Source organism: Streptosporangium sp. NPDC006013 (assembly GCF_040614275.1).
Taxonomy (GTDB): domain Bacteria; phylum Actinomycetota; class Actinomycetes; order Streptosporangiales; family Streptosporangiaceae; genus Streptosporangium.
In genome coordinates this window covers 1-10978 of the sequence record NZ_JBEXUE010000342.1, presented here as the reverse complement: position 1 = coordinate 10978, position 10978 = coordinate 1, and the positions used below count along the sequence as shown (strand labels likewise).

The 10978-nt window shown below is 70.5% G+C and carries 13 protein-coding genes; 8 read left to right on the top strand and 5 right to left on the bottom strand.

Annotated elements, in window-relative coordinates; translation table 11 throughout:
- Positions 1–289: 289 nt before the first annotated feature.
- Together ABZ260_RS36495 and ABZ260_RS36490 are read right to left on the bottom strand one after the other, a co-directional pair.
- Entirely contained in the window at positions 290–1432 is a 1143-nt protein-coding gene (locus tag ABZ260_RS36495; RefSeq protein WP_355626702.1) for a putative sulfate exporter family transporter, read from the bottom strand.
- Positions 1432–1566 (bottom strand): hypothetical protein, encoded by a 135-nt coding sequence (locus tag ABZ260_RS36490; RefSeq protein ID WP_350924263.1) that lies wholly within the window; start codon positions 1564–1566, stop codon positions 1432–1434. The genes ABZ260_RS36495 and ABZ260_RS36490 overlap by 1 nt, the downstream gene beginning before the upstream one ends.
- Positions 1567–1742: 176 nt before the next feature.
- On the opposite strand from ABZ260_RS36490, the gene leuE reads away from it, so the two are divergent.
- On the top strand, positions 1743–2396 hold the full coding sequence (leuE, locus tag ABZ260_RS36485; protein WP_355626700.1) for a leucine efflux protein LeuE: 654 nt from the start codon (positions 1743–1745) through the stop codon (positions 2394–2396).
- Here leuE and ABZ260_RS36480 read toward each other — a convergent pair.
- Positions 2377–2724: a luciferase family protein gene (locus tag ABZ260_RS36480; RefSeq protein WP_350924259.1), complete on the bottom strand. Its 348-nt coding sequence runs from the start codon at positions 2722–2724 to the stop codon at positions 2377–2379. The two genes, leuE and ABZ260_RS36480, sit on opposite strands and share 20 nt — an antisense overlap.
- A 294-nt stretch (positions 2725–3018) precedes the next feature.
- Between ABZ260_RS36480 and ABZ260_RS36475 the strand changes: the two genes are divergently transcribed.
- The 3 genes from ABZ260_RS36475 to ABZ260_RS36465 all read left to right on the top strand — a co-directional run bounded on the left by ABZ260_RS36475 (position 3019) and on the right by ABZ260_RS36465 (position 5057).
- Entirely contained in the window at positions 3019–3663 is a 645-nt protein-coding gene (locus tag ABZ260_RS36475) for a VC0807 family protein (RefSeq protein WP_355626698.1), read from the top strand.
- A gap of 65 nt (positions 3664–3728) precedes the next feature.
- Positions 3729–4187, top strand: coding sequence for a TspO/MBR family protein (locus ABZ260_RS36470; RefSeq protein ID WP_355626696.1), 459 nt, complete (start codon positions 3729–3731; stop codon positions 4185–4187).
- A 240-nt stretch (positions 4188–4427) separates the two neighbouring features.
- Positions 4428–5057, top strand: a complete 630-nt coding sequence (locus tag ABZ260_RS36465; RefSeq protein ID WP_350924253.1) for a DedA family protein — start codon at positions 4428–4430, stop codon at positions 5055–5057.
- A gap of 28 nt (positions 5058–5085) precedes the next feature.
- Here ABZ260_RS36465 and ABZ260_RS36460 read toward each other — a convergent pair whose 3' ends face one another.
- The gene (locus tag ABZ260_RS36460) at positions 5086–5487 is read right to left on the bottom strand and encodes a lipocalin-like domain-containing protein (protein ID WP_355553385.1); all 402 of its coding nucleotides are present in this window, start codon (positions 5485–5487) and stop codon (positions 5086–5088) included.
- Between the two features lie 210 nt (positions 5488–5697).
- Between ABZ260_RS36460 and ABZ260_RS36455 the strand changes: the two genes are divergently transcribed.
- The 4 genes from ABZ260_RS36455 to ABZ260_RS36440 all read left to right on the top strand — a co-directional run bounded on the left by ABZ260_RS36455 (position 5698) and on the right by ABZ260_RS36440 (position 9724).
- On the top strand, positions 5698–6528 hold the full coding sequence (locus ABZ260_RS36455) for a DMT family transporter (protein WP_355626694.1): 831 nt from the start codon (positions 5698–5700) through the stop codon (positions 6526–6528).
- Positions 6529–6536: 8 nt separating this feature from the next.
- Entirely contained in the window at positions 6537–7775 is a 1239-nt protein-coding gene (locus ABZ260_RS36450; protein ID WP_355626692.1) for a glycosyltransferase, read from the top strand.
- A gap of 168 nt (positions 7776–7943) precedes the next feature.
- The gene (locus ABZ260_RS36445) at positions 7944–8669 is read left to right on the top strand and encodes a DUF998 domain-containing protein (protein WP_355626690.1); all 726 of its coding nucleotides are present in this window, start codon (positions 7944–7946) and stop codon (positions 8667–8669) included.
- A 122-nt stretch (positions 8670–8791) separates the two neighbouring features.
- The gene (locus ABZ260_RS36440; RefSeq protein ID WP_355626688.1) at positions 8792–9724 is read left to right on the top strand and encodes an acyl-ACP desaturase; all 933 of its coding nucleotides are present in this window, start codon (positions 8792–8794) and stop codon (positions 9722–9724) included.
- 277 nt (positions 9725–10001) lie between these two features.
- Here the strand turns inward: ABZ260_RS36440 and ABZ260_RS36435 are convergent.
- On the bottom strand, positions 10002–10978 hold a 977-nt coding region (locus ABZ260_RS36435), incomplete at its 5' end, for an MFS transporter (RefSeq protein WP_355626687.1).

Here is a 10978-nt window from a genome sequence, read left to right as displayed (position 1 = left end):
GGTCGTGGCCGACGAGTTGGACGGTCACGCGCTGTACGGGCTGGCGTTCAGCGGGGCGATGGCGGCCGGGGTGATCGCGACGGTGCTGGGTGGGCAGTAGGAAAGTTTCCTAAGAGTTGTCGTGATCGTAGCCTTGACAGAGTCCTGCCACAAGGCCCAAAAACGTCAGCCGCCGCGCTATCGGATAGGAACGTTCCAAAGCGCGCGGCGATTACCTCGTTGGCCGTTCCCCGGCACGACTAAGGCGCCCGGTGCGGCGAACCGCACCGGACGCCCGCTCACCCGGCTCTCACGCGACGTCGAAACCGCTGAAGAGCAGAAGCGCCAACCCGAGGGCGACCACCACGTTGACCAGGGTCGCGGCGGCGAAGACCCCCACCGGACGCCAGCCGGCCTCCCTGAGCGAGGCCACCCGGAACTCCAGGCCGATGCTGACGAAGGCCAGGATCAGGAACCAGACCCGCAGGTCGTTGACCACCCCGATGGTCGCCTTGCCGTCCGCAGCGGTCACCGTGGACAGCCACCAGGTGGCGATCACGGAGGCCGCGACGAAGCCGAGCACGAACTTCGGGAAACGCCGCCAGAACTCTCCCGGCCCTGGGCGCGCCGCGTCGGCGCGGCGCTCGATCCGGAAGGCGAAGTAGGCGGTCAGCGCGATGGTCACCACGCCGATCAACGCGTTCTGGGTGACCTTCACGATGCTCGCCACCGCGAGCGCGTCGTCCCCGACGATCGCGCCGGCGGCGGTCACCGCGGCGGTGGTGTCGATGTTGCCGCCGATCCACGCCCCCGCCACCTCCGGGCTGAGCCCGAAGACCCCGGCCAGCCAGGGCAGGATGAAGATGGACGGCAGGGCGAAGGCGATCACCAGGCTGGCGCTGTAGGCGAGCTGCTCGCGCCTGGCCTGGACGGCGCCCGCCGCCGCGATGGCCGCGCTCACCCCGCAGATCGACACCGCGGCCGACAGCAGCGCGCGGAGCCTGTCGTCCAGGCCGAGCCTGCCGCCGAGCCACCAGGTGAACAGGAAAACCACGGTGATCAGCACGATCGCCTGGATGATCGCGGGACCGGCGGCCGTGACGATCACCTTGAGGTTGATCGAGGCGCCCAGCAGGACGAGGCCGGTCTTGATGAAGAACTCGGTGCGGAAACCTCCGGCGAGGCGGTCGCGCAGCCCGGTCGCGGTCAGGACCGCGTTTCCCGCCAGTCCCAGGATGATCGCGTACACCGGATACTCGACGGCGGCCCCGATGTCCCCGAGCGCGGTGCCCTCAAGCAGGTCCGGCACGTTCCTGTCCAGGTAACGGGTGGCCGCGGCCAGCAGCAGGACGACCAGGACGCCGAGCAGCGCCCACCCCAGGCCGCTCCCGGAGGCGGCCGCGGGACCGCCGGCCGCGCCGACCTCTACGTTCTCTCGCTTCCCGGTGCTCATCAGGGCACCAGCCCGACGGGGATGACACCGACGAGCACCAGTGCCAGGAGCACGAGCCCGACGACCGTCGCCGCCCAGTCCTCGTTGATCGCCGTCCGGCCGTCGTCCGCGGTAGGGGGATCTGTCTCGCTCATCTCACGACCTCACTCGTTGTTTCGCGGTACACCCCCGAGCGATTTCATGTTAAGCCGATAGGGATTAAAGGTAAACCGGTCGAGCTCGCCCGTTGACCATCGGACCCGCGGGTCGGCGAACACACTTCCGGCGGTACGGTAGCGATGCATCCCGTAACGCCCCCTGGAGCACCACCATGTTCTTTGGCATCACCGACATCTGGACCTACGTGGTCGGCGCCTTCTTCATCATCCTGCTGCCCGGCCCGAACTCGCTGTACGTGCTGAGCACCGCCGCCCAGCGCGGGGTACGCCAGGGGTACCGAGGGGTCATGGGGGTCTTCCTCGGCGACACCGTCCTGATGGTGCTCGCCGCGGCGGGGGTCGCGTCACTGCTGAAGTCGACGCCGATCCTGTTCAACGTCGTCAAGTACGCCGGGGCGGGTTACCTGGCCTGGATCGGGTTCCAGATGCTGCGGGGGGCCTGGCGCTCGTGGCGCTCCCCCGAGGCCGCGCGGGCCACGACCCCCGTGGCGGAGCGGATCGCGGAGAGCCCCTTCCGCAAGGCCCTGGTCATCAGCCTGATGAACCCGAAGGCGATCCTGTTCTTCATCTCGTTCTTCATCCAGTTCGTGGACCCCGCCTACGGCACCCCCGCGCTGTCGTTTCTGATCCTGGGCGCGATCTGCCAGTTGTTCAGCGTGCTCTACCTGTCGGCGCTGATCTTCGGTGGCACGTTCCTGGCCGGCCAGTTCCGGGCCCGCCGCGGCGTGTCGACGGCGCTGCGGACGGGCGTGGGCGCGCTCTTCATCGGCTTCGGCGTGCGGCTGGCTACCGCGACCCTTGGTTGACCTTGATCGCGACGCTGACCAGCGAGAGGAACAACTCGGCGTCGGCCCGCCCCTCGATGGTCATGGCCACCCACCCGGCGTCCGCGCCGGGGGTGACCCGCCGGCAGTCGGTGAGCACCCGGGCCCACCGGTCGATCACGTCGGTGGTGAGAAGCAGTTCCGCGGTGTGATCGCCGGACATTCTGACGATCTCCCGGCCTCCGGACCGAAATCCCAGCCCCCTGCGGGTGCGTTTCAGCGCCAGGTCGGGCCAGCCGATGAGCTGGGCCGCCACATTCGCAACGCCCTCGGTGGAACGGCTGGACGCGCGCGTGCTCAGCACTGCCATGTCTCCCATGGTCGCGGACCGGACCCAATCGGGAAAGCTTCCGTTTCTCAACCGTTACCGGGCAAGTGATCCTCTTCATTAATCGTAATAATTCACACCTCCCTCGCACCCGATTGAGATGGTAGTAAGCGGTTTTCACGAGATGCTGGACCTCGGTCAGATACGGTGAGTGGCCGGTGAACAGCCGGAGACGGCAGTCTCCGCGATCGCCCTCGACATGGCCGGCATGCATACGGCGTGCCGGGGTAGGCGCGAACATCCAGCGCCCACCACCGCACCAGCCCGTGGAGCGTCATGAGCCATCAGCCCATCGTCCTCCCCCGCCTCGCCGCCCTGGCCAGACAGGCGGCGCCGAGACTGCTTGAGGGCGTCGTCGCCCCCCTGGCCGTCTTCTACGCCGCGCTGGCCGTCCTCGGCCTGCGGGGCGCGCTGGTCGCGGCGGTCACCTGGGTGTACGCGGGAGTGGGGTGGCGGCTGGTCCGGCGGATTCCGGTGCCCGGGACGATGATCCTCGCCGTCATCGCGATCACCGTCCGGGCGCTGCTGGGGTTCTGGACCGGGAGCGCGGTGCTCTACTTCCTCCAGCCCGAACTGGGGACGATCTGCATCAGCATGGTCTTCCTCGCCTCGGTCCGGCTCAACCGCCCACTGGTGCAGCGGCTGACCCTCGACTACATCCACCTGCCGTCGGCGGTGCTGAAACACGAGCGGGTCCGCCGGTTCTTCGCCCGTATCACCCTGCTGTGGGCCTTCGTGCTGCTGGCCAACTCCGCGGTGAGCATCTGGCTGCTGCTTCACGAGTCGATCGGCACCTACCTGCTGGTCCGTACCTCGACCGTGGCCGTGATCAGCGGCCTGGCCGTGGCCTTCTCGCTGTACGCCTTCCGCCGGGTGTTACGCCGCCTGCACTACGACCCCCTCACCACCCCGCCCGCCTAGCGGGCAACCGCCGTGCGGTGGACGCACGAAAAGAGGGCGGGGAGGTTCGCATGGTCATGGGCCGGATGCCAAAACGCTGGGCCGGGCTTCCGGTGTTCGTCATCGCGCTCGTGCTGGTGGCGGTGGTGGGGTCACTGGCGGCGGTCAACGCCGGCGGTGCGTATCTGTCGCTGGAGCGCCCGCCGTGGGCGCCGCCGCAGTGGCTGTTCGGCCCGGCCTGGACGGTGCTGTACGTCATGATCGCCCTGTCCGGCTGGCTCGCCTGGTCGGCGCGCGGCCTGACCCCGGCGCTCGGTGTCTACGCGGTCCAGCTGGTCCTCAACGCGGCCTGGACACCGCTGTTCTTCGGTGCCGGGCAGTACGGCCTGGCGTTCGCGGAGATCGTCGTCCTCTGGCTGGCCATCGTGCTCAACATCGTGCTGTTCTGGCGGATCAGCCGCCCCGCCGCCTGGCTCCTGGTCCCCTACCTGCTCTGGGTGACCTACGCGTCCTCGCTGAATCTCGCCATCTGGCAGCTCAACTGAGCATCCCCGCTTCGTTCGCGGGGACCCCGAGCCCGGTCACTCCCCGACGAAAGTCGGAGGTGGTGGGGCCATTCGGAGGATGTGGCGGGCCCCGCCCGGTTCCTAGGGTCGGTGGGACGGATCTCGTGGTGATCTCAGGGACATGACCGGAGACCCCGGGGGTTCTCCCGGATACCCGGGGATCGCCAGGGGTGTCAGCGTTCCGTGCGAGACATCCCCGCCCCCTGACTGGAGCCCGGTGTGACACAGGCAATCCTTGACACCCTGCACGATGCGATGGCATCTCCCTGGATCTATCTGGCGCTGTTCGCGCTGGCGTTACTCGACGGGTTCTTCCCCGTGGTGCCGGCGGAGACGTCGGTCATCACCGCCGGGGTGTTCGCCGCCGCCACCGGCGCGCCCGACCTGCCGCTGGTCATCGCGGCGGCCGCGCTGGGCGCGTTCGCGGGCGACCACGTCTCGTACGCCATCGGGCGCGGCGCCAACAACCGGCTGCGCAACGGCAGGCGCAGCCGCAAGACTTTCGCCTGGGCGGAGCGGGCGCTGGCGGAGCGGGGCGGGCTGATCCTCGTGGTGGCCCGCTACATCCCGGGTGGCCGGACCGCCTGCACCCTCACGATGGGCGCGGTCGCCTACCCGCGGCGCTCGTTCGCTCTCTTCGACGCGGTGGCCGCGCTGTCCTGGGCGCTCTACTCGGGACTGATCGGCTACGTGGGCGGCGCGGCCTTCGAGAACGACCCGGTCAAGGGCCTGCTGCTCGGTCTCGGGATCGCCGTGACGATCACCGCCGTGGTCGAGGCCGTCCGCTACCTGCGCCGGCGCCGGGTCCCGGCGGAACCGCAGGCGAGCCTGGTCACCTCCGGTGACTGACGGCGAAGGGAGCCCCCGGCGGCGGCGTTCATGATCGCTTCCAGATCAGGGTGTGCCACCGGCCGCCCTCCTCCGCCGCCAGCACCAGACGGTCGCCGTCGGCGTTCAGCTCGCGGATCTGGACGGTGCCGGCGAAGGCCGGGTTGAGCGACAGCTCGACGTCGTGGGCGACGTGCCCGTCGCGGATCTCGTAGCGGCCCGCGTAGGCGAAGAACGAGGTGAACGCCTCGGCCAGCGCCTCCGGGGGCGCCTTCCGGGGGCTGGCACCGGGTAGCGGGGATCGCCCGGCGCGCGCGATGGTCGCGCTCATGTGGCCGTCAGGGGTGTAGCAGAGCAGCCCCACCGCGTCGGTGCCGAAGGGGTGCGAAACCCTTCCCCCGGCACTGACGATCCGCCACTCGACCAGGCGCCAGGCGCCCACGAGATCCATGCCCGCGAAACTATGATAAGAGAAGCCAGCCAGTCAACAGCCCCGATGCGAATCTCGGGGAATTCCCTGCGAAGTCAGGGTGAACCCCGATGGCTCCGGCACCTCCCGCCAGGGGACGCTTCCACTGTTCATCGCGAGACCCCCACCGGACGCCTTCCCGAGGCGATCCGGTCATCTCGCCATGGCTTCATCTGGTTGGGAGGAGTGCGCATGACCGTGCTGGCGGCAGGCCTGGCGTTGCTGGGCTCCCTGTTCTTCGCACTCGGCGCCGCGCTGCAGCAGTTCGAGGCGTCGAGCACCTCCCGCGCCTTGCTGAGGCACCTTGTCCGGCGCCCCAGGTGGCTGCTCGGCGGCCTGGCCATCGCGGCGGGCACGGCCCTGCACGTCGTCGCGCTGAAGTACGGCCCGCTCACCGTGGTACAGCCGATGGGCGTGGCCAGCCTGCTGTTCGCCCTGCCCTGCGCCGCCGCGCTGCGACGTCGCAGACCGCGGCCGGGCGAGCTGGCCGCCGCCACGGTGATCTCGATCGGGCTGATCGGCCTGGTGCTGGTCGTGCCCGACCAGAGCGGCGACCCACACCTTGGCACCGGGGAGGCGGTGGCCCTGCTCGCGGGGGCGGCCACCGCCTCCCTGGCACTGTGGGCCGCCGCCAGGCACGCCTCCCCCGCCGCGAGAGCCTGCCTGCTCGCCATGGGCGCGGGCGTGCTGTACGGCGCAACCGCCACGCTCACCCGGGTCCTGGTCGACGGGGGCGGGGAGTTCTGGTTCCTGCTCGCCGTCCCGGTGCCCGCTCTGCTCGCACTGGCCCTGCTCCAGCGCGCCTACGCCGTCGGCCACTTCGGCGTCGCCTTCGCCGCCCTCCAGGTGTCCGACCCCCTCACCGCCGTCGTCTTCGGCGCCCTCCTGCTCGGTGAACCACTGCCGACCGGCGTGGCGGCGGTGCTCACCGCACTGGCGGCGGCGGCGCTCACCGCCGCCGGAACCGTCTCACTGGCCCGTACCACCCCGATGTCCCCGTCGCCCGACGCGACAGCACGATGAACAGCACGATGAACGGAGTCCTGATGGCCATGCCGTCCGCCACCGCCCTGCCGATCCCCGCGCGGGCCCCCGCCATCCTTCCCACCCGGCCTCGCCGGGTGCTGATCGCCACCGACACCTACCCGCCGGACGTGAACGGCGCCGCCTACTTCACGCACCGGCTGGCCCGGGGCCTGGCCGAGCGGGACAACGAGGTCCACGTGGTGTGCGCCTCGGACACCGGCCCGGCCAGGACCGAACGGGTGGAGGGAGTGACCGTGCACCGGCTGCGCTCGGCGCCGGTGCTGGTCCACCCGACCATGCGCGTCTCGGTGCCGACCCGGCTGGACCGGCTCGTCGACGAGATCTCCCCTGACGTGGTCCACACCCAGGGGCACTTCATCGTCGGCCGCGCGGCGATCTCCGCCTCCCGGCGTGCCGGCATCCCCGTCGTGGCGACCAACCACTTCATGCCGGACAACCTCTTCCAGTTCGCGCACATCCCCGAACGGCTCCGCACCAGGGCGGGCACGCTGGCCTGGAAGGACTTCAACCGGATCTTCTCCCGGGCGGACCGGGTCACCACACCCACCAGGATCGCGGCGGGACTGCTCACCGCGAAGGGCTTCGGCCCGCCGGTGGAGCCCGTCTCCTGCGGCATCGACCTGGCGAGGTTCCAGCCGCGCGCCGAACCGAAGGCGTGGGCGCGCGGGGCCTTCGGCCTGCCCGACCGGGACACGATCCTGTTCGTCGGCCGGCTGGACGAGGAGAAGCGGCTGGACGAGCTCATCCGCGCCCTGCCGCACGTGCTCAACAACGCCGACGCGCAGATCGCGCTGGTCGGCACCGGCGGGCAACGGGCCGCACTGGCCAGGCTGGCCGACCGGATCGGAGTCGGCGACCGGGTGACCTTCCTCGGATTCGTACCGGACGAGGCGCTGCCCCAGGCGTACGCCGCCGCCGACGTCTTCGCCATGCCGGGCGTCGCGGAGCTGCAGAGCATCGCCACGCTGGAGGCCATGGCCACCGGCCTGCCGGTCGTCGCCGCCGACGCGATGGCCCTGCCGCACCTGGTACGGACCGGCGAGAACGGCGCCCTGTTCTCACCGGGTGATGTCCAGGAGCTGGCGCGGCACCTGAGTGCCCTGCTCGCCTCACCCGGGCTGCGTGCCTCGATGGGCGCCGCGAGCCGCGCCATCGCGCTGACCCACGACCACCAGGCCTCCCTGGCCAGGTTCGAGGCGATCTACCGGGAAGTGGCGCGGTGACCCCGTGGGGTGCGCTCCGGGGCGGAGCGCCCGAGCGCACGGTGATCTACCAGGACATGGCGCGGTGAACTCCGAGGCGAAGCACCGGAGGCGATGCAATGAACCCCGAGACGACTCACCGGGAGGCGGGGCGATGAACTCCACAGCGATTCACCGGAAGGCTGCGCGATGAACAAGGACCTGCCGTCCCGGCTGCCGGGGATGGCCGGGCCGCTGCTCGCCCTGGCCGCGATGGGCTACGCGCACCTGACCTCGGCGGGCGCGGTGAGCCCCTTGAACGGCCTGGTCAGCGAGTACGCGCTGCGCGGCGACAGCGCCTGGGCGATGACCGGCGGCACGATCGCCCTGGCCATGGGCTGCCTCTGGGTCGCGTACCTGCTGGCCAGGGTGGACCCGGTGCGCGGCGCCGCGGCGCGCGCACTGTTCGTCGCCTCGGCACTTGGACTTCTGCTCACCGCCACGTTCCCCACCGACGCGGCGCCCGGTGTCACCTCGATCGGCGGGGAGATCCACCGCTGGTCGGCGGCCGTCGTCTTCACCGCGCTGCCCTGCGCGGGGTGGATGCTCGGCCGCCGGTCCGGGAGCCGGGCACTGGCGGGGTCGGCCGTCCTGTCCGTGGCGCTGCTGGCCTGGTTCCTGGCCGCCCACCCGGGCTCACTGATCTCGGACCTGATCGGCGGCCCCGACCACTACGGCCTGGCGCAGCGTCTGCTGCTGCTCTCCGAGATGACACTGATCTTCCTCGCCGCCCTGCGGTCAGGCCACCTGAACGGCGACGACGCGACCGGTCGCCTCGGCCACCGGCGGCCCGGGAGCGACCGGGGGGTGACGGTCCCCATCCAGCCCGGCCCGGACGACGCCCGGCGCCCTCACCAGCCGATAGGCCTCGGCTGACGACGAAGCCATCCCCTCCGCTCGCTCACCGGCGAGCAAATGAGACGTGTCGCACGTACCCGGCAAGGTCTTACCTACGCTAACGTAGGTTACGGTTGCGTAGTCTTTGAGGGAGAGGCCTGATGCGAAAGTTCAGTGAGACCGAGCTGCTGCTCGAGCTTGAGCCCGTCGTCGCGGGGGAGCTGGACCGACACCACAAGGTGGCCAAGGAGTGGTTCCCACATGAGTACGTTCCCTGGGCGGAAGGCCGGAACTATGACGGCCTCTTCGACGGGGACGCCTGGGACGAGTCCGACACCAAGATCCCCGAAGAGGCCCGCGTCTCCCTCATCGTCAACCTGCTGACCGAGGACAACCTCCCCAGCTACCACCACGAGATCGCCACGACCCTGGGTCGCGACGCGGCGTGGGGCACCTGGGTGCACCGCTGGACCGCCGAGGAGGGCCGCCACGGCACCGCCATCCGCGACTACCTGACGGTCACCCGCGCGGTCGACCCGGTCGCGCTGGAGCGGGCCCGGATGGTGCACATGAGCGAGGGCTTCAGCAACTCCTACGAGGGCGTGCTCGCCTCGGTCGCCTACGTCTCCTTCCAGGAACTGGCCACCCGCATCTCGCACCGCAACACCGGCAAGGCATCCCAGGACCCGAACTGCGAGCGCCTGCTCGCCAGGATCGCCGCCGACGAGAACCTGCACATGCTCTTCTACCGGAACCTGCTCAACGCGGCCTTCCAGCTCGCCCCCGACCAGACCATGCGCGCCGTGACCGACGTCGTCACCACCTTCCAGATGCCCGGCACCGGCATCGAGGGCTTCACCCGCAAGGCCATGACCATCGCCAACGCCGGGATCTACGACCTGCGCCTGCACATGGACGACGTGCTGCAGCCGGTCCTGCGCCAGTGGGACGTGTTCAACATGAAGGACCTCGGCGCCGAGGGTGAGAAGGCCCGCGAGGAGCTCGCCGAGTTCCTCGACCGCCTGGAGACCACCGCCTCCCGCTTCGTCGAGCGCCGCGAGGCCCGCCGCGCCCGCCAGGCCGCAGGCGCCTGACCCGCCTCATCGCCGGAGGGACCGCCCCGACACGGTCCCTCTCCGCGATTCGCGTCAGAGCCGCAGTCGCTCCGAGCGGGTTGACCAGCTCGGACATACTCCGATCATGCCGCCCCATGACTGATCGGACGATCATCGCGTGTCCGATCAGCCGCATGATCCGTGTCCGGCTGGACGTATGAGCCGTGTCCGTTTGGACGTGTTTTCTCTGGCGTGAGGACAGGGGTGATCACTGTCCGTCCCGAGTTCTCGCAGCAGGCGGAGAGCTGGGTATGCCTCAGGCGGCGGCAGCCAGCTCGCGGGGCTGTGAGTGTTGAACGGCGGGCCTCAGGGTCCGGAGGAAGATCAAAACCAGCACGGCCGCCAGGCCGGTGGTGATCGGCGGGACCAGGAAGGCCAGGGTCTCGCCGAAGCGGTCCACGAGCTGACCGGCCACGGCGGCGCCGGTCGCGATGCCCAGGCCGATCGCGCCGGTGAGCCAGGTGAACGCCTCGGTCCTGACCTCGCTGGGCACCAGGGTCTCGACCAGCGTGTAGCCGGTGATCACCGCGGGGGCGATGACGAACCCGGCCAGGGCCGCCCCGCCGTACAGCATGGGGATGGACGTGGCGAACATCAGCACGGCCGTGGCGGCGGAGAGCAGTCCGACGCCCGCCACGAGACGGATCGGGGCACCCGCCCGCCAGCGGACGACGCCGTAGAGGATGCCGCCGACGAAGCTGGCCCCCGAGAAGGTCGCGTAGATCGCCCCCGCCGTTCCGGCCTGGCCGAGTGCGGCGGTGTAGGAGGTGATGCCGACCTGGAGGCTGCCGAAGACGGTACCGATGGCGACGAAGGCACCCGCGAGCACGGCCACCCCCCGCAGCCGGAGCACCCCGCGCCGGGCACGGACCCGGACCGGGATCGGCTCAGGAGCGCCCTTGCCGACCAGGGCGAACAGCAGCGTTCCGGCCACGATCATGACCAGCGCCAGCAGCAGCGCCCAGACCGGTGAGAACCCGGTCGAGATGGCCACCAGCAGCACCGGGGCGAGGGTGAAGGTCAGCTCGTCGGTGATGGACTCCAGGGCGAAGGCCACGTCGAGCCTGCCGGAGCCACCGAGCAGGTGCGCCCAGCGGGCCCGGACCATCGAACCGATCTGCGGCACCGTGGCACCGGCCAGTGCCGCGACGACCACCAGCGCCGGGGCCGGGGCACCGGCGGAGGCGAGCACGAGCAGCGTGCCCAGCGCGGCCGCATGCAGGGCGATCGGAA